The following is a 20,476-nucleotide window of genomic DNA, read 5'->3' on the forward strand; positions in this document are numbered from 1 at the left end:
CCGCGACGAACACGAGCTCTCCTTGATCAGCACCGAGTTCAACGAGGGCACGGCGCGCGCCACGCCGCTGCGCTCCCAGGGACGGTCGGTGAGCGTGCTCCCCGTTCTCGGCGTCTTCGGGGCCAACGCGTCCGGGAAGTCGAACCTCCTCAACGCCTTCCGCTTCATGCGCGAGGCGGTCCGCAGTTCGGTCGCCGACTGGGCGAAGGCTCCCGGGGCCGTCCCGCGTGAACCGTTCGGACTCGACCCGAGTTGCCGAGAGGAAACGAGCCTCTTCGAAGTGGATCTTCTACTCGGTAGCGAACCCATCCGCTACACCTATGGATTCGAGCTGTCCGACGAGCGCGTAGAAGCCGAATGGCTCCACGCGTACCCGCGAGGGAAGCGCAATGTCTGGTTCGACCGAGAAGCCGGGCGGGCCGACGACGGCGGGGAGGAATTCGTTTTCAAAGGAAGCGGATTCAAGGGCACGCGTGATGCCCTCGTCCAGTTCACCCGCCCCAACGCGCTCTTCCTCACGGTCGGGGCGACTCTCAACGATCCGCAGCTCTCGGCGCTGTACCGCTGGTTCACGGACAACCTGTGGCTGGTGACACCGGGCGCCGACATCGCCGCACGTACCCAGTGGACGCAGCGCCTACTGACCGACGCGAAGAAGTCCGCCAGCTACCGAGATCGGATCATTCGCCTGCTGGCCGTGGCGGACCTCGGCCTCACCGGCATCGACGTCGACCGGGATAGCGGGAAGGTGAGTCTTCGTCATCGCGCGCCGCACGGCGGTGAGGTCTCGCTGGACTTCCTCACCGAGGAGTCGCTGGGGACCCACGCCTGGTTCGCCTTCCTCGGCCCTCTGCTGACCGTCCTGGACGAAGGAACGGTGCTCTTGGTCGACGAACTGGACTCCAGCCTTCATCCGACGTTGGCCGCCGAGGTCGTAAGGATCTTCCAGGATCCCGAATCCAACCCCCGCGATGCCCAGCTGATCTTCACGACGCATGACGCGACGCTGCTGGGTAACGCGGTGCTGGACCGCCCCCTCGACCGCGACCAGGTGTGGATTACGACGAAGCGACGCTCCGGAGAGACCGAGCTCTACGCCCTGACCGAGGCCAAGCCGCGCAAGGAGGAGAACCTGGAACGCGGCTATCTGCGCGGCCGGTACGGTGGGACTCCGCGGCTCACAGCGGGAGAGTTGATGCGTGAACTGGCCCGGCAGGAGGCGAGGGCGTCGGCGTGAGTGCGCGAGGTGGGCGGGGTGCCCGTCACGCCGGCGGAGCGTCGCAGCGGCGGCGCCGACGCGGGTCAGTCGACGACGAACGCTCTCTGGATCGCGGACCGGGTCTCAGGTCCCGGCGAGTCCGGGTCATCTACGTCGCTGTCGAGGGAGAGTCCACCGAACCCGGCTATCTGGACTATCTGAACAAGGAGTTCGGAGACGGCGACAAGGACCGCCCGCCCTTCCGCATCCAACCGATCTGGCAGCGCAACGGCATGCTGCCCACCGCGACGGTGGCAGCGGCCCGTCAGCATGCGGAGCCGGAGGACGAGGCGTGGGTGCTCTTCGACCGGGACGGCACCGACCGTGACGCCGACATCCAGCGAGCCTTCCAGGACGCCGCCGAGGCCAAGGCCGAGATCGGTTTCTCCCATCCGTCCTTCGATCTCTGGCTGCTCCTGCACTTCCAGCCGTTCTCCGGCGCACAGAGCGGCAGCAGTAAGATCGTGGTCGAGAAGCTACGCAGCGCTCTGGGCGCCGAAGCGTTCCAAGATTACGACAAGCGAAACGATAAGAGCATCACGTCTCGACGGCGCGATGCCCTTCGCGGCAGAGAGCGGGCAGCGGTCGCCAACGCGCGAGCACGAGGAATTGTCAAGACCTGTGGATGGTGATCGTTAGGCGGCTTGGTTGACGGGTGTGGTGGTGGGTCGTTCGACGAGCTGGCCGGCTTCGAAGACGGCGCCGGCGCGGACGAGGGCGACGAGGTGGGGTGCGTTGACCGCCCGCCAGCGGGCCTGGGCGGCCTCGATGAGCGTGAACGCCATCGCCAGCCCGGCGGCTCGTGATCCCGGTCCCTTGGTGACGCGGGTGCGGTGGCGCACGGTCGCGAACGTGGACTCGATCGGGTTCGTGGTCCGCAGGTGCACCCAGTGCTCGGCGGGGTAGTCGTAGAACGCCAGCAGCACGTCCAGATCGTCGATGACCTTCGCGACGGCCTTGGGGAACTTCGCCCCGTAGGCGGCGGCGAACGTCTTCGCGGCCCGGCGGGCGTGGGTGGCGTCCTCGGCGTTGTAGATGTCCGCCAGATGCTTCTTCGCGCTCGGATGCGCCGACTTCGGTAGCGCGGCGAGCACGTTCGCGGTCTTGTGCACCCAGCAGCGCTGTTCCGCGGTGGCGGGGAAGACCTCGCGTAGCGCGGCCCAGAACCCCAGCGCGCCGTCGCCGACCGCGAGCACGGGGGCGCCCATGCCGCGGCGCGCGCAGTCGCGTAGCAGGTCGGCCCACGACCCGGTCGATTCCCGGTAGCCGTCGGTCAGGGCGACGAGTTCCTTACGACCGTCGGCACGCACGCCGATGAGGACGAGCAGGCACAGCTTCTCCTCGTCCAGGCGGATGTTGACGTGGATGCCGTCGGCCCACAGGTAGACGTAGTCCACGCCGGCCAGGTCCCGGTTGGTGAACGCCTGGTAGTCGCCCTGCCAGGTCGTGGTCAGCCGGGTCACCGTCGAGGCGGACAGGCCGGCACCCGAGCCGAGGAACTGCTCCAACGCGGGCACGAAGTCACCGGAGGACAGGCCGTGCAGGTAGAGCAGCGGCAACACCTCGGCGATCTTCGGGGAGCGGCGGCACCACGGCGGCAGGATCGCCGAGGAGAACCTCTGTCGTTCCCCGGTGGCCGGATCGACCCGGCGGTCGTTGACCCGCGGTGCGGTGACCTCGACCGCGCCGGCGGCGGTCATCACCTGCCGCGGCTGCGCGTGACCGTTACGGACCACCAGCCGACGGCCACGGGCGTCACGCTGGTCGGCGAGCTCGGCGATGTAGGCGTCGACCTCGGCTTCCAGGGCGGCGGCGAGCATCCGCCGGGCACCCTCCCGGACGATCTCATCGATCAGCGACGGGCTGCCCGCCGGACCATCGGCGGGCGTGTTCTCCTCGGGTACTACCGTGAGCACGGGCGTGCCTTCCCGACCGACGCGTCAACGTCGGCCTGACTGAGACCTCAACCTCGATCACCGGGAAGGTACGCCCTCCCCAGCCGATCCACAGGTCTCAACCATTGCTCTGCCCGCTGTCGGCTTCGGTGTCCCAGCCGTACGACTTCTCGGCCTGGCTGCCGCTGCCGTAGCCGCCGTGCAGCATCACGACAAGCGGCGCCGGCCCGGCCATGGTCGCTGGGCGGTACAGGTGGAAGGTGCGGGTGACGCCGCCGACGGTGAGGGTCTGGGTCGAGGACCCGGGCGGGATGGCCTGAGTGCCTGCGGAAGTCGTGGACGCGCCGGCAGGGACGCCGGTGGACGACGACCCGCAGCCGGCCAGGACAAGCATCAGCANCGCAAGTGTGATCGGTACCGGGGACCGCCACCAACGACAGAAGTTGGGTACGGCAGCCGACACGGACGGCAGTTCAAGGCAGGAGACCTGTCGATCTCGACAAAGCATGGCAACCCTTGTGGTTGAGCAACCATCCCGGCCGGCACCTGCGGTGCCGACGTTTGAAACGCACCAGTCGGAACCCGTTCGCCTGCTGTCCCGATGGTCAGGAGCTGCGGAGGCATGCCTGCGGGCCGTCGGCGGAAAGGGTGGACAGCGAGCAGAGTGCTGACCGCGGGTAGTAGTCCTTCATGACGACTGCGGCCGAGGCGGGTCTGTTGTCAGATGGCACGTCCTGGACCGACTCATCGAACCCGCCGCCGAGAAGGTTACGAAACAGCAGGATGTGCTGGGTGGTCGGGTCGGCGTTGGAGAACGGTACGAACGTGGCTCCCGGGATGTTCTCGATCGCCGATCGCTGCGCCTCGGTACCGACCACGAACGTGTAGTAACCGGTCGAGTCGAGGCCGGTCTTGTAGTCGGCCCGGCAGCCGTAGTCCAGACTGCCGTCGGGCAGGGTGTTGACGACGACCGGCAGAGGCGGGATGGCCAGGTTGTCGCACAACGACCAGTAGCGGAGGTCCGAGGTGGCGGAGGGCCATGGCATCGGGTCGTTGGACTGCGGTGTTCGCGGAGCCTTCCCGCGGATGACGAGAACCGTGTTGCCGGTGGGTGGGGTCAGCTCCTCCGACAGGTAGGCGTTGTCCGGATTGGGAAACAGGCCGCCGGTGCCGGAGGAACCGCGGGCAAACTGGGGTCCCGCAGAGTCGGCGGCGCTCGACACCGTCGCCTCGGCGACGGTGGGCGGGTCGGACGACGGGGTGGAACCGCAGGCTGGCGGGGTGACCGACGTGCCGTCCTGGTCGAATGTCAGGGTCGGCAGGGGGATGCTGGAGGGGTTACCGTCGGCCGGCAGATAGGCGCGGTAGATGAGATACCCGGTCCGGCCGGACGGAGTGCCGGCGGGGGCGAGAGGCACGGTGTTGGTCTCACCGGTCGCCGCGTTCTGGCTCAGGGTGACGGTGAAGTGTCCGCTGGGCGCGGCGGTCTGTTCCCAGGGGTTGGTGCTGCCCGCATCCGGTGCTGTCAGGTAGTCCGGCAGGCTGGAGCTGACGCCGTTGGTCATGAAAGGCGATCGGTTGCTGTCATAGACCGTCAGGGATGTGTAGCGCGCGTCGGCATACGAACCCGAGACGGTGACCTGTAGGCCGTCCTGCACGGTGAACGGGGTCGTCCAGTAGGTGGCGTCGCTGTCCGGGAAGGCCACGTTGGTGGTGGACGGCGTGGTCTCCAACCGCCACGCACAGGCGGGCGTGGTCAACGTCGGCGTCGCCGCGCTGGCCAGCGCCGGCATGGCCAGGATGGTCACCGTGATCGTCATCAGGCTCAGCGACCAACCGCGCCGCAGCCGTGATGTGCTCACGGCGAGCATGTCCAGGCGACCGAGCCGTCGATCGCGGTGCCGCCGGGGGTCTGCCCGGCGACGGTGAAAGAGCCGCCGCCGGTGGTGACAGTGGTCGGCACCGGCCCGGCGGGCAGGGTGATGACGGTGCCGTCGGCCTCGGTCAGCTGCCCGGTGACGACGGCGGGGTAGGTGCCCGGTCCGTGGTAGCCGGGGGCCCGGACGGTGAACGACAGCACGTCGCCCTCGATCGGCACGCTGGTGACGGACGCCTGGTACACATGGCCGGTCGTGCAGGTGACGGTCGTGTTCACGGTGCCGTTGACGGCCACCGGTTCGAGGATCGACACCGTGACCGAACCGGTCCCGGTCCCCACCGCCGCCGGTGTTGCGGCGTTCGCCGCGGGGGTGAGACCAACCGCCATGGTGGCGCCGACCACTGCGGTCAGACCCGCCATCCTGGCGCCGGCGCGGCGATTGGCGGGTCTGCGATGACATCCCATCACTGCACTCCTCAGAACTCTCGGAAGCGGTGGATTCTCCACAACCGAGACTGCTTCCTCCGGATTCGTAGTAGTTGTACGTTCCGTTCGGATTGCATGTGAGCGCAGCGTCGAGGCCGGCCTGCGGCTAATCGGCGGTGCCGGCGTCGGCGGCCAGGGTGGCGTAGGGCAGGTGGGGCTCCCGGCGGAAGGAGAAAAGGAGGGAGAAAGGCGGGGGTACCGACTGCGGCGACGCGCGCGGTGGCTCTAGCCGTGAGAGCTGACCGCGGATGTTTGTCGGTCACGACCGCAGGTGGGGCCGGCGGGAGGGNGTGTCGGTGAGTGATGACCGCACTCGAGCTGGGATCATGGGCGTGCTCTGGAGGGAGCGCCGATGCCCGCGATCTCGAGGGTCGAGCTGTATGCCGCGATCCGGCGTGATGCGCGGGCGGGGCTGTCCGGGCGGGCTCTTGAGCGCAAGCATGGGGTCGGTCGCCGAACGGTTCTGAAGGCGCTGGCCTCGGCGTGGCCCGAGGAGCGCAAGAAGCTCCCGCCGCGGCCGTCGAAGATCGACCCTTACAAGCCGGTCATCGACGGGATCCTGTGGGCGGATCTGGATGCGCCCCGCAAGCAGNGGCACACGGTGAAGCGGATCGCTGACCGGCTGCGGGACGAGCACGGGATGAGCGGCGTGTCGTACCGGGGGACGAGGAGGATCCGTACAGCCGTTGGCGCTAGCGATGATCAGGAGTTCCTGCGCCAGGGGGCGTCGGGGTCGGCGAGGGTGTCCAGGACGAGGTGGCACCAGGTGAGGGCGGCGTTGACGGCTCGGGACTCGGGTCCGGGCCACCAGCCGCCATGTATCTCTCAGTAGTCGACGGTGATGAGAGTCGACGGTGATGAGAACTGCCCGAATGCCTGGCTCTTCCCACCTCCGTGGCGGCGCGCCTCGCTGATCAGCGGCGAAGGGCTGCGTCGAGCTGATAGCGGAGCATGTCCAGTCGACTGCGACCAGGGCTGTAAACCGGCATCTGCCGTACGATTCCGCGCACTGCCGGCGGGGCATTTTCGATCGCCCATCGGATCTCGGTGTCACCGATGCTGGTGTCGTCGCCTGCGGCGAGTTCACTCGCGCGCGCTGCTTGCATCGCCGGCCCGAGGGCGTGTTTCGCCTGGTGCGGGGTGGCCACTGGGTGGATGTACGGGGTTGCTGCCGCGTAGCCCGCGGCGCGGGCGGCAGCAGCAGCAGCCGGATCGCCGACGTCCCGTGCGGCGGCAAGGGCCGCGAAGGCAAGGGAGCGCAGCGGCCCCCTCCGCAGCTGGCCGCGGGCATAGGAGCGGATGCCCTCGATGGCCTCGCGGGGGCGGGTGTCGCAGGAAGCCTTCTGTTCGAACAGCGGCAGCACCCTCTCGGCACAGTCGGCAGCCCAGATTCCGAGAAGTCGACGGTCCTCTTCGCTGATGGTCACCTTGTTCACCCGCACATCCTGCTGGTTCTGGTGCTCCCCGTTGCTGCCAGCCGCATCTCTGACTGCGCCGGCTTCACCTCGGTGCGGCCACCACGTCCCACGCACGTGGTGACCCACCCAGCCAGGGTCATGAAGGTACCCGGCGCTCTGACAGAGTGGGCGCCATGGTCACCGAGCTCGGCGTCGACGCGTCGAACGCTACCCAGTTCGCCAGCTGGGACGGCGAGGGAGGCGCTTTCTGGGTCGCCAACGCCGACCGCTTCGATGAGGGGGTCGCCGCCTACCGTGATCGGTTTCTGGCTGCGGCCGCGATCGACGAGACGGCGACCGTGCTCGATGTCGGGTGCGGCAGTGGACGGACGACCCTGGACGCCGCCCGCCGCGCCACCGCCGGATCAGTCCTGGGTGTGGACCTGTCCGCACAGATGCTCGGGCTGGCCCGTCGGCGCGCCGAACGTGAGCACGTCACGAACGTGACCTTCGAGCAGGCCGACGCGCAGATCCACCCCTTTCCCGCCGGAGCCTTCGACGTTGCCGTCAGCCGGCACGGGGTGATGTTCTTCGGCGATCCCGTCGCCGCCTTCACCAACCTCGCGCGCGCCCTGCGCCCCGCCGGGCGCATCGTCCTGCTGACCTGGCAGCCCTTCGAGCGCAACGAGTGGCTCAAGGCCTTCTTCACCTGCCTGGCCGCCGGCCGGGAGATACCCGTCCCACCGTCGGACGCGCCGAGCCCGTTCGCCCTCAGCGACCCCGACCGGATCCGGTCGCTGCTGAACACTGCCGGGTTCTGCGACGTCCGGGTGGAGGGCCTCACCGAGCCCATGTACTTCGGTCCCGATCCCGACGACGCCTTCCGGTTCGTCTCCGCCCAGCACGCCGGACTGGTACGCGACCTCGACCCCGGCACCAAAGGCCGCGCGCTCGACGATCTGCGAGCCGACCTGGCCGAGCACCACACCGTACGAGGCGTCCTGTACGACTCGGCCGCCTGGCTCATCCAGGCCCGCCGGGACTGAAGGAACTCGCCTCCAAGCCCCCGCCTCTGTCGTCGCGACCATAGCGGGGCCTACCGGCACCGAACCGCCAACCAAGCTATGTGCCGCCTAATGGGGTCGCCGTGGGTCTGTAAAGTTACTGAGGTGCCTCTTTTCTTCCGGACAGTGCTCCCTACTAGAATAGGGGGCATCACGGAAGGAGGGATAGTTGACGCGTAAGCGTGGGAAATTCTCGGCCGAGTTCAAGGAAGAAGCCGTGAGGATGGTGATCGAGACATCCCGTCCGATCTCTGATGTCGCACAGGAACTCGGCATCCTGGAAGGAACCCTCGGAACCTGGGTCGCCACCTACCGGCGGGCTCACGCCGGTGAGGCGCCGCCACCGACCGCCGATGAAAGCGCCCGGCTACGTGAACTTGAACGGCAGAACCGTGAGCTGCGCATGGAAAACGAGTTCCTGAAAAAAGCCGCAGCGTACTTCGCCAAGGATCATCGGTGAGCGACACGTTCGAGTTCATCGATGCGGAGTACGCCACCCGCACCACCACGAATGCTGCTACACCGGCGCCGTCGGTCCTCCAGATGTGCGTCTGGCTCGGCGTCTCCCGTTCCGGTTTCTACGAATGGCGTGACCGGCCAGCGTCGGCGACCGCGACCCGCCGCGGGGAGCTCGCCGCGCTCGTCGTCCGGTCGTTCACCGCCTCCGACGGCACCTACGGCTACCGGCGCGTGCGCGCTGACCTGGCCGTCTGGGGCCGTCCCTGCGGCCTCGAGCTCGTCCGGGCCCTCATGCGCGAGCAGGGCCTGGAGCCGTGTCAGCCACGCCCCTGGCGCCATGCTCTGACCGAACCCGACCGCACCCCGGCCGCGATCCCCGACCTGCTGGACCGCGACTTCACCGCCGACGCCCCCGGCACGAAGATGGTCGGTGACATCACCTACATTCCCACCTGGGAAGGATGGCTCTACCTCGCGACCGTCCTCGACTGCCACACGAAAGCCGTCGTCGGTTGGGCAATGGACGACAACTACAAGACCGGGCTCATCGACACCGCCATCACCATGGCCGCCCGCAACCACCAGCTCACCGACGGGGCAATTTTTCACTCGGACCGCGGAAGTAACTATACGTCCGCCCAGTTCGCTGCTACCTTGAACAGGCTCGGGATCCGCCAGTCCGTCGGCCGGACCGGAATCTGCTACGACAATGCCATGGCCGAATCATTCTTCGCCGCCCTCAAAAACGAACGCGTCCACCGCACCGCCTNCCCCNCCCGCGAACACGCCCGCCGCGACATCACCCGATACATCGAACTCCGCTACAACACGACACGCCGCCACTCGGCACTCGACTACCGCACCCCACGACAAGTCCACGACGAATACCTGAAAAAGCAGACCGCCGCGTAGATCGGCCCAATAGAGACTGTCCGGATTTAAAAGGGCACATCAGACCTGCTCCGCCTGGCCGGATCGCTGAAGTTCGGGCATGCGACCGCGTCGCTGCTGGTCGGGAAGCTCTCCGCGTCCGGCCGGCAGAACGCCCTCGCGGCGGCGCTCAAGGAGTACGGGGCGCTGCGGCGCACGATCTACGCCGCCCGCTACCTGTCCGACCCGACGTACCGGCGCAAGATCTCCCGCCAGCTCAACAAAGGCGAGTCGCTACACGCGCTGAAACGCGACTTGCTCTACGCCCACGAGGGCACCGTCCGGGCCCGCCACCTTCGACCAGCAGACCGAACAGGCCTGGTGCCTCACGCTGGTCACCAACGCCGTGGTGGCCTGGACAACCGAGTACTACGGCCTGGCCGTGACACGATGCGCACCGCCGGCCGCCGCATCGACGACGACGTGCTCGCCCACATCTCCCCGGCCCACAGCGAAAACATCAACTTCTTCGGCGCCATCGAGGTCGACATCGAGGGCGAACTCGCCCAGCTCGGCCCCACCGGCTACCGGCCGCTGCGCGTGCGCGACACCCTGTTCTGATCATCTCTACCGATACCGCGTCAGCGTCAGGATCAAGCCATCGCGCTGACGTCAACTGCCGTTCTCCGACGCGTTCCGGTCGGTCTCATCTTCCCTACACTGTCCACATAACAGGAATCACGTATCAATATGTGAGACGGAGTGGCTGTGGGGCAACGGGATGCGCAGGAGGCCGACGTGGTCGTGATCGGAGGCAGCCTCGCGGGACTACAGGCCGCCCTCNCCCTCGGCCGCGCCTGCCGACGAGTGATCGTGATCGACGACGGTCACCCCCGCAACGCCCCCGCCGCACACGTGCACAACTTCCTCGGCCAGCCCAGTCCCACCCCGACTGTCCTGCTGGACGCGGCCCGCGCGGCCCTCGACCCCTACGACATAACCCGCGAACACGCCCGAGTGATCCAGGCCGGCCGGATACCAGACGCCGGCCTTCTCCGCGTGAGCAGCCAGGACGGGCGGGTCTGGCTGGCCCGGTCGGTCCTGCTCGCCACCGGGCTCGTCGACGATCTCCCCGACGTGCCCGGGGTCCGTGACCTGTGGGGTCGCGATGTCGTCGCCTGCCCCCACTGCCACGGTTGGGAAGTCCGCGGCACTCCCCTGGCCCAGCTGAGCATGCGGGGCATGCCCCAGCGCGGAGTCGACCGCGCACTCCTGCTCAGCCGATGGAGCCCCGATGTCGTCCTACTCACCGACGGCGACAACCTCGACGCCACCCAGCGTGCACGGCTGGACGCCGCCGGAGTGACGATCCGCTCCCAGCGGGTCGCTCGCCTCGCACACCACGACGGACATCTGGACCACATCGAGTTCACCGACGGCACCCGCCTCCTCCGAAACACCGTTTTCACCGTGACCCGCCCACGCCAGCAGAGCGACCTCGCCCGCCAGCTCGGCTGCCAGCACACCGACACCGGCCCGGCCGCCGGCGCAGTCGAGACGGACCCGACCGGCCGCACGAGCATCCCCGGCGTCTGGGCCGCGGGCACGACAACCGCCCCCGCCCTGCTCGCGATCGGCGCGGCCGGGCACGCCAGCACCGTCGCCGTCGCCATCCACCACGACCTCTTGGAGCACGACATCGCCGCCGCCACCACGCCCACCGGCAGGGACCGCCCGCGGTAACGAGCCCCGCACCGACAAACCCCTCTTGACTTTCCCACCCATGATCAGCCCGGAAACAGTCCCTTAAACGGTCCATTCTGAGAAACCTGCGCCAACCTGCTCGCCACAGCGCCACGAGGCCCGGATCCCATCTCAGAACCCGTTCTCACACAGTTGGTACGGATGGGTGTTCTGAGAAGTGTTTGTGAGAACCTTCCTCGGTGAGCAGCAGCCCGGAACCCACCGACGTGACCGACGCCGACGAGGTCGAGCGACACGCATGCCCGCGCTGTGCGGTCCAGCCGGGCTCGCCGTGCCGCACGAGGTCCGGCGCGGTCGCCGGCACCTACCACACCGCCCGATTCACCAAAGNGCCCCGGCTGGCCAAGGAACTGCGCGTGCCCACCCCGGCCGACCGCGGACCGGGCCAGCCCTGGCGGCCGGGCACACCGCCACCGGCACCGATACCGGCCGACACGCCCAGCGCGGACATCCGCATCGGCTACGCCCGCTGCTCGCACCTCACCCAGGAACTCCAGTCCCAGCTCGACGCCCTCGCAGGGCACGGCATCCCGCACGAAAAGATCTTCGCCGAGAAGGTCTCCACCCGAGTCCGGCTGCGTCCGAAGTTCGAATCCGCCCTGAACGCCTGCCGACAGATCAAGGCGCACGCCCCGCACTGCCGCGTGATCCTGACCGTGTACGAGATGAAACGGCTCGGCCGCGACTCCGCCGAACTGACCGCGCTCGCCGACCACCTCACCGCGCACGGCATCGCCCTGGAAATGCTCGCCGGGCCGTTGACCGGGATCTACGACCCGTCCGGCACCGGCCGGGTGCTGTTCGCGTTCTTCGCCGCGATGGCCGAGACCGAACGCGAAAACATCCGCGAGGCCACCCTCGAAGGCCTGAACGCCGCCGCCCGCAAAGGAAACCATGGCGGTCGGCCCCCGGTGATCACCGACGACATGCTGCACACCGTGCTCCGGCGCCGTGCCAACGGCGAAACGGTCGAGGCCATCCGTCCGGACCTGATCATCCCGACGGGCAAGCGTAAAGGCCAGAACCCGAGCCTGGCCAGCATCTACCGGGCGCTGGCCGAGCACGCCAAGCGACAGGCGTACCCCGAGGCGGTCCAACAAGCCCGCGCCGACTTCGCCGCCCTTGAGGTCGCCTCCTGACCGGATCAGAGCCGGTCAGCCATATCCGCCCGATTTTCGGCGGATGCTACGGCGACCCCCGGACGTGGCATAGAAATCCGCACCTCGCGCGCATAAAGTTCCAGCTCGGAGACGCGTTCGCCTGGCGGTGCGTCAGCGCCATGGGTCCGCCGGACGACGTGACCAGCGGAAACGTACGCCGCCGCCGACCTGAAGGAGAAGATTACCGCCCGCACCCTGCGGCACGCCTTCCGCCACCAGCCTCGTCCGCGGCGGCACCGACCTCGTCACCGTCGCCGAATTCCTCGGCCATACCCGCCTCGAAACCGTCCGGATCTACACCCAACCCACCGAAGACGACAAGATCAAAGCGCTCGACCACCTGATCGTCGACGAGTGATCCCCACGTCGGCAGCGGAGCCGCCGCTCTCCGACGTATTCGGCTCGCCTCCCTTCCAGGGTGCTCGGCACCGGGCTCCTGAAAAGAGCTGGCGGCGATGCGTACGCTTCTGCCAGGGTTGACCGATGGTCGACGAGCTTCCCGACGGTCTGGTGCTGCGCCATCCCAGCCCGGACGATCAGCGGCGTGTCCTGGCCGTCATGGACGCCTGGTGGACGGGTTTCCAGGGCGACGCCGGGTCGCTGCAGCGCAGCCTGCTGCTCCCGCGGTTGTTCTTCCAGCACTTCACCGACAGCAGCTACCTGGTGGAACGCGACGACGGCCGCCTGGCGGCGTTCCTCATCGGGTTTGTGTCGCAGTCCCAGCCCGAGGTCGCCTACGTCCATTTCGTCGGGGTCGATCCGTCGCTGCACCGCCGCGGTGTGGGTGCGCTCCTCTACCGGCGGTTCTTCCGCCTGGCGGCCGCCCGGGGCTGCCGCCGGGTGCAGTGCATCACCAGCCCCGGCAACACAGCCTCACTGGCGTTCCACACCGGCCTCGGCTTCCAGGTCGAACCCGGCGACACCACGATCGACGGTGTCGCCGTCCACCGCGACTACGACGGCCCCGGACTTCCTCGCGTCGCCTTCACCCGGGCGCTCACCGACCCGACGTCGCCGCCCCCACCACCGGCGACCAGAGACGTGCGGGTCTGCTTCCTCGGGGATTCCTTCACCGCAGGTGTGGGCGATCCCACCGGCCTGGGCTGGGTCGGGCGCCTGGCCGCACGCACCGAGAACAGGGGCCTGCACCTCACCGCCTACAACCTCGGGATCCGTGGGAACACCTCGGCGCAGATACGGGCCCGGTGGCGCCAGGAGTGCCTCCCGCGCCTGTCCGAGGCGCAGGAGGCCCGGCTGGTGCTGTCGTTCGGGGTCAACGACATGACCCACGACGGCCAGGGCCTGCGGGTCCCGCCCGACAGGTCGGTGGCCAACCTCGCGGCCCTGCTCACCGAAGCACTGCCGATCCTGCCCGTCCTGATGGTCGGACCGCCGCCCTCGGGGGACCCGGGCAGAGACGAACGCGTCGCCGCCCTCGACGAGCAGTACGCCAGCGTCTGCGCAGCGAAGGACGTTCCCTACATCACCGTGTTCGCCGCGCTGAAAGAGCAACCGTCCTGGCAGCAGGAGATCGCCGCCGGCGACGGCGCCCACCCCGCGGCGGCCGGCTACGAGCAGCTCACCGACCTCATCGTCGACCCGTGGCGACACTGGCTCGACGATCCCCATATAGGACAAACCCGCCACCGGGCCAGGTAGCGGTCAGCCGCGCCGCCCACCCGCGTCATCGAGGAAGAAGGACCGCTCCAGATCCGCCCGCGACGGCACACCCGGGAACGGGGTGGGACGCAGATTTCGGCAGGATTGAACGCTAAGGATTGATCTTGGGTTTGTCCGTCGGACCGACCTCGCCGTCGCGAGAGTCGGCTTTCGCGTCACGCCGCGGCTGGCCCTGGCCACCAACCCCCTGCAGTGGGGAGAGGACGTCGTGGCGTTCGGCTTCCCTCAGACCCCGGACACCATCGATCCGAACACGCGCGAGAAACGGATCGAGACCCACGCCCGGGTCTTCAAGGGCTACGTCACACGCTTGATCTACGGCGAGTACCGCCATGACACGGTTGTCGAGCTCGCGATGCCCGCGCCGGAGGGGATGAGCGGCGGCCCGCTGTTCCGCGTCCAACGTGGCCCGGGCGAGCCGTTCGAGTGCACAGGCGTCATCTTCGGCGAACGGATCCACCCAACCCCCGACGGGGAACTCCGGTTCGGTAACGCCCTTCGCCTCGACACACTGCGCAACGCCCGCGCCGAAGCCACCGATGGCCTACCGCTCGCCGAATACCTGGCACGCTCCGCCCTTGATCCTGGGACAGACGATTCCTCGCTGTAGCTCAGACCTACTTTGCCCCCGGTGGCACGAACCCGAGTCCCGGGCCTACTGCTGGGCGCCCACCCGCCGCCACGGCTGATCGAAAGCCCAGCCGGCGAGAGCGGCAACGTGGTAGCCACCACGTTCGACGACGCTCCTGTCCTGGCCACCAGGACGGCAATCGGACGTCCTGCGCCCCTACCTACCAATCGTTCGCGTCCATCATGTTCACATCGCCGCCGTACACCGTTTGGTGCACCGCGTCCTCGACAACGTGCGCCTCGCGGTCCCTGCGGCTCTGCTCCCGGCGGCGCGCCAGTTCGGCCTTGTCCGGCTGCGCCCGATCCGCCGGCTGGCCCAGTTGCTGTTCGCTCATCCTCGCGCGATCCCTTCCTCGCCTCTCCCAAGGATCGTGGACCCGCGGCGGCGCGGACGCGAGAGGCAGGCCGCTCGTCGCGATCTCCTCCAGCTCACCGAGGGCGGAAGCCNCCCGCCCGCCGCCCCGCTACCGGGACGCATCGTTCCGTTGTCCGGCCCGTCTCACGCNCCCCCGCCGACCCCGGCGAACAGGCTTAACGTGCGTTCTCGGTCCGATGTTGGTCCTCCCCCGGGTCCTGGAGAGCAACGCCCGCGCGATCCGTTTCTACTCCCGCCTGGGGGGCTGTCCAGCTGGATCACCGAGTACTACGGTCTCGCCGTCGCCCGGCTACGCGCCGCCGGCCGGTGGATCGACGACGAGACCTTGGCCCACCTGTGGCCCAGCCACCACGAGAACGTCAACTTCTTCGGCACCATCACCGTCGACATCGACCGCGAACTCGCCGCCCTCGACACCAACGGCTACCGGCCCCTGCGGACGATGACGGGGGTTGGAGATGTGGCGGGAGGCGACAGGTGACCCTGCCGTCTCCATCCGCTCCTACGAGGGGCAGCGGACATGGCGAGCCGGCCTACGGCCCCCACACGGCAACCAGAACGCCGGCGACGGCAGTGAGCACTCCGAGCGTGGCCAATCCGCCCCGCGCGCTGGAGAGCAGCACCTGCGGCCAGGGCGCACCGGCGAGACGGTGCAGGATGCCCGCGGCCGCACCGGCGAGGGCGGACAGGACGACGGTCAACGTCGCCACGGCGAGCAGGGCGATGGTCGGTGCACTCACGTGAAGATCCTTTCAACAGCGGAAGAGGCCCCCTCCACGTCGGGAGAAGGCCTCCTTTAAAGGGTCTGGCCGAGGGGGGCGCCATCCGCGATCAGGATTCGTTTCCCGTGTAGTACGGATCACCGACCACCGAAGGTCGCAATGAACACCCCCTGGCATGAGGGGCCTGCGTGTAGGGATCGGGGACGGATGGCCACTCGCCGTGACGGTTGGCCAGTAGATGGCCAGCGGGCGGGATAGTTGGCCAGGCCCGGGATACCGGCTGTCGGCTTCATGGAGACGGGTGTCGAGCTGGTGGCCCTCCCGAGCGGCTCGGCGCCTTGCGCGATCTACCCGGGGGAAGACATTCGGGACATGTATCCGGTGGTCGACCTCGTGCTGGAGCCCGGTCTGCGCTACTACGAGCGGACAGGCTCGTCGGCACGGGACGGACCGACTCCCTCGACGATCCCGCGCGCCGAGTCGGTCGTCATGCGGGGTAGCTGCTATTTCGTGGTCGTGTTGAGGGCGCCGCTGACGTAGAGCATGTCGCCCATGCGCAGGTCGTCGTCCTTCAGGGGCGGAAGGCCGTTGGCGGCGAGCAGGTCCGCGATGCTGATTCCGTTCAGCGCCCAGCCGCGGTCGGTCAGGTAGGGAGCCGCTTCGTTGCGCTCACCGTAATAGCGCAGCCTCGCCATGTCGGGATCGAAACTGCGCGCACGCCAGCGTTCGGAGATGCGGTTCAGGCCTTCCTTCGTCTTGTCCTCCTCGCCCGGTTGCGGGTTGGGCCTGCTTTCGGTGGCCATCCGGCTTCCCGGCGCGCTGAGTTCGGTGATGGTGTCCAGCAGGCGGTCCTGCGCCTCGGGCGGCAGGTAGCTCAGCAGGCCTTCGACGCTCCACGCGGCCGGCCGGGCCGGGTCGAATCCGGCGGTGCGCAGTGCGGTGGGCCAGTCGTCGCGCAGATCGACCGCGGCCACTCTCCGGTCGGCGGTGGGCGTCGCGCCCAACTCGGCCAGGGTGCGGGTCTTGAACTCGAGGACCTGCGGCTGGTCGAGCTCATACACCACGGTCCCGGTCGGCCAGGGCAGCCGGTACGCGCGGGAATCCAGCCCCGAGGCCAAGATCACGGCCTGCGTGATGCCCGCGGTCGTCGCATCGAGGAAGAACTCGTCGTAGAACCTGGTACGTACCTTGGCCACGTCGATCCACACCTGCTCGACCAAGCCGTCGGGGGCCACGTCGCCGGTCGCCAGCCGGGTGAGGAGGTCGACGCCGACCGCCCGGACGAGCGGTTCGGCGAACGGGTCGTCGATGAGCCGACGATCCTCGCGGGTCGCTATCGCCCGGGCCGCCGCGGCCATGGTGGCGGTCGCGCCGACGCTGGACGCCAGGTCCCAGGTGTCTCCGTCGTGCCTGGTGGACGTCATGTTCTGCCCTACCCCTCGACGTAACTGCCCGTGCGCGAGGTGATCGCCATGCCCGCACTCTAGAACGCAGGCCCGCCCCTCCCCGTCAGACTCGTTGAAACGCCTGCACACAGCTTCACGTCTGCCCGCCCACGGGCAGACATGCCGTGGCCGTGGCCAGAGGCTCGACCTGCTTGGCCAACCCACTGGTCAGATACTCCTTGCGGGCGCAGACGCGCGAGAGCCGCGCCGAGCGACGGCGAAGGCCGGTCGCCTGGTGATGGGCTGTTTCGGGTGAGGTGACTCGGAGCCGGTACGGGCGTAGTCCGGTGGAGGCTTACGTCTGCTGCGGGCGGCGGGCCAGCAGCTGTGCCTGTCGGCCTCGTTCTTCGTCCGTTGGTGCTCGCACCAGCTGGGCGACTTCGACCAGCCCTGCCTGCCGTGCCAGCTCGGTGAGGTGGTCGGGTGGCCAGCGGTAGGCGCCTGTGACCCGGTGGTCGTAGGGGTGTGCTGCGGTCGCGGGTTCGTCGGTGGCCAGGAAGCCGAGCAGCAGGTGGCCGCCGGGTGCCAGGACGCGGTGGATCTCGGCGAGGATGGCGGGGATGTCGGCGGGNGGGGNGTGGATGAGCGAGTAGCGGCACAGGGCGCCGCTGAGGATGCGGTCCGGCAGGTCCAGCGCGGTCATCGTGCCTACCTCGAACCGCAGCTGTGGATGTGAGCGTCGGGCGATGGCGATCATCTCGGGCGACAGGTCCACACCGAACACGTCCAGTCCCGAGCGGTGCAGGTGGGCCGTTGCGTAGCCGGGCCCGCAGCCAAGGTCTGCGACCGGGCCGGGCAGGGGGCGGGTGAGGTCGGCGAACGCGGACAGCAGCGCACGCTCCAGCGGTTGGCGGTCGAGTACGTCGGCGAAAAGCTCGGCATACACCTCGGCCACGCCGTCATACGCCGCCGCGACGGTTGTCAGATAGTTCGGGGCAGGCTCGGTCATGGCCGATCATCCTAGACGTGGGCGTTTCTGGGCTGACCAACTGCGGTGGCCAGCCGGTGCGCTGGCGCTGGCCAACAACCGCGATCTGCCAGCTCGGGGTGGACAAGTAGATCCGTTTCCTACATTGCCTGTATGGATCGCGGATAGATGGCCACTCACCGTGATGGTTGGCCAGTAGATGGCCAACAGTCGTGCTGGTTAGCCAGTCCGCAGGTGGGCGCCAGACGATGGCCGGACCTACGAATAGGATAGCCGGGCCTGATCTTGACCCAAGGGAGCGCCAGTGGCCGCCGGAGTACTGATCGCGGAAAGCCTGCGCACAGGGGCGGTCTTGGACGACCTGTCTCTCACCGTCCGGAAGATCCAACGATCGGCGTCCGGGAACGCCACCGCCGACCAGCCACCCGTCTGGACGCTGATCTTCTTTGACATCGCCGATGCCCAAGCCGAGGCCCTGGCCGATCAACTAAGCGAGGCCCTGGCCGACGCGCCTGTGTGGTACGTGGACCTGCATACCGTCCAGGAAACCTTCATCGTGTTCCCCAACCGGGTCATCCGCTACCGACGGGGGGACCCACAGGGGCGCGCCGATGCCGAGGAATACGGCCGCGCACACGGGATCCCCGACTCGCAACTCGACTGGCCAACCTAACCCTCCAACCGGCGAGAAACTCGCCCAGGACCCCCCGACCCACCCAAGGTCCAGCACTGATGTGAGCAGCGAGCAGCGAAAAATGGCCAAGTAGCCGCAACCCCAGGGACGTCCCGACTGGCCAACAACGCCATCTGGGCAGCTCAGGCTGGCCATGTTCAGCCGATCCCTACACTGCGCCTGGCCAGCCCGGGCGGCTCGTCCTGGCCCTGCCTGGGATCCCAAGGCCGGCGTTCACGAACTGGCCAGACCCGCCAGCAACCCAAGGTGACGATCATGCGAGCATGATCCGATGACCGAACTGAAGCCACAGCCCTGCGGGCCTGGGGGTCGAGGAGGATCCGTACAGCCGTTGGCGTTAGNGGTGATGTTGATGCGGCGCGGGCGGATCTCGTAAGGCCAAGATGACGGCCGTCGCTTGAATCACTGCCGGTAGCGCTGGTCCAAGCGGTCGAAGAATGTGTTGAGGAGCTGCCTCGCGGCGCGTTCGTTGGNGAGTTCCGCTCCGCCGAATCGGTAGAGCTCGTAGCCCTTGAGGCGCAGGTCGCGGTCTTCGCGGACCATCGCGGCGTAACGGCCCGGGTCGGCGTTGCCGCCCGTGTCGGCATAGTGCTGCTTGCCGTCGCACTCGATGACGACACGGGCCCGGTGCGGAAGGAGCAGGAGGAAGTCCATCCGCTGGCGCGGCAGCGGGCCGGGTGCGCGACGCTGGGTCTGGGTGTAGGGGTCGTAGTGCAGGTATACCTGTGGGATCAGTGCTGGGATGTCGGGGCCGAGCCGGATGTATCGCTCGGCGTAGGTGCGCAGGATGCGCCGCTCGGCGTCGTTGCTGCCCAGCGAAAGGTCCAGTCGCCGGTACAGGCTGCGTGAGATCTCGCGTTCTGGCTCGCCCGCCATCCCCTGGCGATCGGCCCACCAGGAGGTCAGTTCGGCCCAGGTGAGCCCGTGCGCCGCCAGCGCCCGGTCGTAGACGAGGCAGCCCTGCTCGTTGCGGACGATACGAAGATCGTTGTTGGCGGCGTCGTCGATCACGATCTCGGGCTTCGGCCCCACGGCTGCGAAGATGAGGTTCTTCAGCGTGCCGCTGACCCCTGAGCCGATGCGGTGATGGCCGAAGACCGGCGCGCCGCTGATCGCGTCGACCTGGATGATCTCGTACCCGTCGTGAACCAGCACGCGGTTGAGGAACTCCTGCAGATGCTGGACCTCGACAGCGTCGGTTCGTACGTACGGGTGCAGCATCTCTGCCAGCAGCCGCAAGAGCTTGTCGTCCTCGGTCGCCACGCCGAACCGGGGGTCGCGGAAGATCCAGTCGAAGTCCCAGTCGTCCTTGTTGTTCAAGCAGTGCTGGGCGATGTCCTGCACGGCGGTGGTGAACCGGTCGTCGCGACTGGGCAGGCTGAGGTGGTCCCCGTTCTTCGGACAGTGATCCCTATGTGGGATAATTGATCCGTGAGCGGAGGAGATCAATGAGTCAGTCGCGGAGGCGGTACACGCCCGAGNACAAGGACGAGGCCGTGAAACTCGTCATCGATTCGGGTCGGCCGGTATCGGCGATCGCGAAGGATCTCGGTATCAACGAGGGAACCTTGGGGAGCTGGGTGGCCACCTGGCGTCGGACCCACCAGGGCGAAGAAGAGCCACTTTCGATGTCCGACCGCGCACGGTTGAAGGAGCTGGAGAAGGAGAACCGGGAACTCCGGATGGAGCGCGAGTTCCTCTCAAAAGCGACCGCCTTCTTCGCGCAACGCCATCAGTGACCGACAAGTACGAGCTGATCGCCGCGGAGA

Annotated in this window: 13 protein-coding genes and 11 pseudogenes; 15 read left to right on the forward strand and 9 right to left on the reverse strand. The window is 68.1% G+C overall.

Translation table 11 applies throughout. The annotated features are described in order from the left end of the window. The first annotated feature begins 22 nt into the window (after positions 1 to 22). Together UK82_RS28885 and UK82_RS28890 are read left to right on the forward strand one after the other, a co-directional pair. Positions 23 to 1,237: an ATP/GTP-binding protein gene (locus UK82_RS28885; RefSeq protein ID WP_199865368.1), complete on the forward strand. Its 1,215-nt coding sequence runs from the start codon at positions 23 to 25 to the stop codon at positions 1,235 to 1,237. Further along, positions 1,234 to 1,890 carry an RloB family protein gene (locus UK82_RS28890; protein WP_055410528.1) on the forward strand — a complete coding sequence of 219 codons (657 nt, stop codon included), beginning with the start codon at positions 1,234 to 1,236 and terminating at the stop codon, positions 1,888 to 1,890. Before UK82_RS28885 ends, UK82_RS28890 begins: the two co-directional genes overlap by 4 nt. A gap of 3 nt (positions 1,891 to 1,893) precedes the next feature. Here the strand turns inward: UK82_RS28890 and UK82_RS28895 are convergent, their stop codons facing one another. The 3 genes from UK82_RS28895 to UK82_RS28910 form a co-directional block, all read right to left on the reverse strand. Then, on the reverse strand, positions 1,894 to 3,174 hold the full coding sequence (locus UK82_RS28895; RefSeq protein WP_055410530.1) for an IS256 family transposase: 1,281 nt from the start codon (positions 3,172 to 3,174) through the stop codon (positions 1,894 to 1,896). 584 nt (positions 3,175 to 3,758) lie between these two features. Further along, entirely contained in the window at positions 3,759 to 5,015 is a 1,257-nt protein-coding gene (locus UK82_RS28905; protein ID WP_152990061.1) for a hypothetical protein, read from the reverse strand. Beyond that, a complete protein-coding gene (locus UK82_RS28910) occupies positions 5,012 to 5,452 on the reverse strand; it encodes a hypothetical protein (protein WP_152990062.1) in 441 nt (146 codons plus the stop codon). The genes UK82_RS28905 and UK82_RS28910 overlap by 4 nt, the downstream gene beginning before the upstream one ends. A gap of 418 nt (positions 5,453 to 5,870) precedes the next feature. Between UK82_RS28910 and UK82_RS40865 the strand changes: the two are divergent. Beyond that, positions 5,871 to 6,110, forward strand: a pseudogene (locus tag UK82_RS40865) (IS21 family transposase); the annotation flags it as partial. Between the two features lie 322 nt (positions 6,111 to 6,432). Here the strand turns inward: UK82_RS40865 and UK82_RS28920 are convergent. Then, complete coding sequence (locus UK82_RS28920) at positions 6,433 to 6,954, reverse strand: putative immunity protein (RefSeq protein ID WP_055410540.1); 522 nt, start codon at positions 6,952 to 6,954, stop codon at positions 6,433 to 6,435. Between the two features lie 155 nt (positions 6,955 to 7,109). Here UK82_RS28920 and UK82_RS28925 point away from each other — a divergent pair, with 155 nt between their 5' ends. From UK82_RS28925 to UK82_RS28955, 9 genes and pseudogenes are all read left to right on the forward strand, one after another. After that, positions 7,110 to 7,961 (forward strand): class I SAM-dependent methyltransferase, encoded by an 852-nt coding sequence (locus UK82_RS28925; protein WP_055410542.1) that lies wholly within the window; start codon positions 7,110 to 7,112, stop codon positions 7,959 to 7,961. Between the two features lie 187 nt (positions 7,962 to 8,148). Continuing rightward, positions 8,149 to 9,207, forward strand: a pseudogene (locus UK82_RS28935) (IS3 family transposase); the annotation flags it as partial. 6 nt (positions 9,208 to 9,213) lie between these two features. Beyond that, a pseudogene (locus UK82_RS40870) lies at positions 9,214 to 9,350 on the forward strand (IS3 family transposase); the annotation flags it as partial. A gap of 42 nt (positions 9,351 to 9,392) precedes the next feature. After that, positions 9,393 to 9,929, forward strand: a pseudogene (locus UK82_RS43525) (Tn3 family transposase); the annotation flags it as partial. Positions 9,930 to 10,152: 223 nt separating this feature from the next. Beyond that, positions 10,153 to 11,051 (forward strand): annotated as a pseudogene (locus UK82_RS43530) (NAD(P)/FAD-dependent oxidoreductase); the annotation flags it as partial. A gap of 200 nt (positions 11,052 to 11,251) precedes the next feature. Then, positions 11,252 to 11,402 (forward strand): annotated as a pseudogene (locus UK82_RS43535) (recombinase family protein); the annotation flags it as partial. A gap of 1 nt (position 11,403) precedes the next feature. Then, a pseudogene (locus UK82_RS43540) lies at positions 11,404 to 12,211 on the forward strand (recombinase family protein); the annotation flags it as partial. Between the two features lie 504 nt (positions 12,212 to 12,715). Beyond that, positions 12,716 to 13,891 carry a GNAT family N-acetyltransferase gene (locus UK82_RS28950; RefSeq protein ID WP_055410551.1) on the forward strand — a complete coding sequence of 392 codons (1,176 nt, stop codon included), beginning with the start codon at positions 12,716 to 12,718 and terminating at the stop codon, positions 13,889 to 13,891. Positions 13,892 to 14,009: 118 nt separating this feature from the next. Further along, the gene (locus tag UK82_RS28955; protein WP_396230671.1) at positions 14,010 to 14,522 is read left to right on the forward strand and encodes a trypsin-like peptidase domain-containing protein; all 513 of its coding nucleotides are present in this window, start codon (positions 14,010 to 14,012) and stop codon (positions 14,520 to 14,522) included. Between the two features lie 929 nt (positions 14,523 to 15,451). On the opposite strand, the gene UK82_RS28960 is transcribed toward UK82_RS28955, so the two are convergent. Then, complete coding sequence (locus tag UK82_RS28960; protein WP_055410555.1) at positions 15,452 to 15,658, reverse strand: hypothetical protein; 207 nt, start codon at positions 15,656 to 15,658, stop codon at positions 15,452 to 15,454. Between the two features lie 354 nt (positions 15,659 to 16,012). On the opposite strand from UK82_RS28960, the gene UK82_RS33865 reads away from it, so the two are divergent. After that, on the forward strand, positions 16,013 to 16,180 hold the full coding sequence (locus UK82_RS33865; RefSeq protein WP_161849183.1) for a hypothetical protein: 168 nt from the start codon (positions 16,013 to 16,015) through the stop codon (positions 16,178 to 16,180). Here the strand turns inward: UK82_RS33865 and UK82_RS28970 are convergent. The 3 genes and pseudogenes from UK82_RS28970 to UK82_RS40885 form a co-directional block, all read right to left on the reverse strand. Next, the gene (locus UK82_RS28970; protein WP_055410559.1) at positions 16,144 to 17,064 is read right to left on the reverse strand and encodes a class I SAM-dependent methyltransferase; all 921 of its coding nucleotides are present in this window, start codon (positions 17,062 to 17,064) and stop codon (positions 16,144 to 16,146) included. The genes UK82_RS33865 and UK82_RS28970 overlap by 37 nt on opposite strands. 316 nt (positions 17,065 to 17,380) lie before the next feature. After that, positions 17,381 to 17,656, reverse strand: a pseudogene (locus UK82_RS40880) (SAM-dependent methyltransferase); the annotation flags it as partial. Positions 17,657 to 17,662: 6 nt separating this feature from the next. Beyond that, positions 17,663 to 18,034, reverse strand: a pseudogene (locus UK82_RS40885) (class I SAM-dependent DNA methyltransferase); the annotation flags it as partial. A gap of 283 nt (positions 18,035 to 18,317) precedes the next feature. On the opposite strand from UK82_RS40885, the gene UK82_RS28980 reads away from it, so the two are divergent. Then, positions 18,318 to 18,686 (forward strand): CHRD domain-containing protein, encoded by a 369-nt coding sequence (locus UK82_RS28980; RefSeq protein WP_055410563.1) that lies wholly within the window; start codon positions 18,318 to 18,320, stop codon positions 18,684 to 18,686. A 495-nt stretch (positions 18,687 to 19,181) separates the two neighbouring features. Here the strand turns inward: UK82_RS28980 and UK82_RS43545 are convergent. Beyond that, a pseudogene (locus tag UK82_RS43545) lies at positions 19,182 to 20,156 on the reverse strand (hypothetical protein); the annotation flags it as partial. Between the two features lie 33 nt (positions 20,157 to 20,189). Between UK82_RS43545 and UK82_RS28990 the strand changes: the two are divergent. Next, a pseudogene (locus UK82_RS28990) lies at positions 20,190 to 20,476 on the forward strand (transposase); the annotation flags it as partial.

The sequence above is a fragment of the Frankia sp. ACN1ag genome (genome assembly GCF_001414035.1).
Taxonomy (GTDB): Bacteria; Actinomycetota; Actinomycetes; order Frankiales; family Frankiaceae; genus Frankia; species Frankia torreyi.

Excerpts from the sequence above, each read along its gene's own strand:
- UK82_RS28910 (WP_152990062.1), bottom strand. The coding sequence starts at position 5,452 with ATGGCGGGTCTGACCGCAGTGGTCGGCGCCACCATGGCGGTTGGTCTC.
- UK82_RS28925 (WP_055410542.1), top strand. The coding sequence starts at position 7,110 with ATGGTCACCGAGCTCGGCGTCGACGCGTCGAACGCTACCCAGTTCGCC.
- UK82_RS28950 (WP_055410551.1), top strand. The coding sequence starts at position 12,716 with ATGGTCGACGAGCTTCCCGACGGTCTGGTGCTGCGCCATCCCAGCCCG.
- UK82_RS33865 (WP_161849183.1), top strand. The coding sequence starts at position 16,013 with ATGTATCCGGTGGTCGACCTCGTGCTGGAGCCCGGTCTGCGCTACTAC.
- UK82_RS28970 (WP_055410559.1), bottom strand. The coding sequence starts at position 17,064 with ATGACGTCCACCAGGCACGACGGAGACACCTGGGACCTGGCGTCCAGC.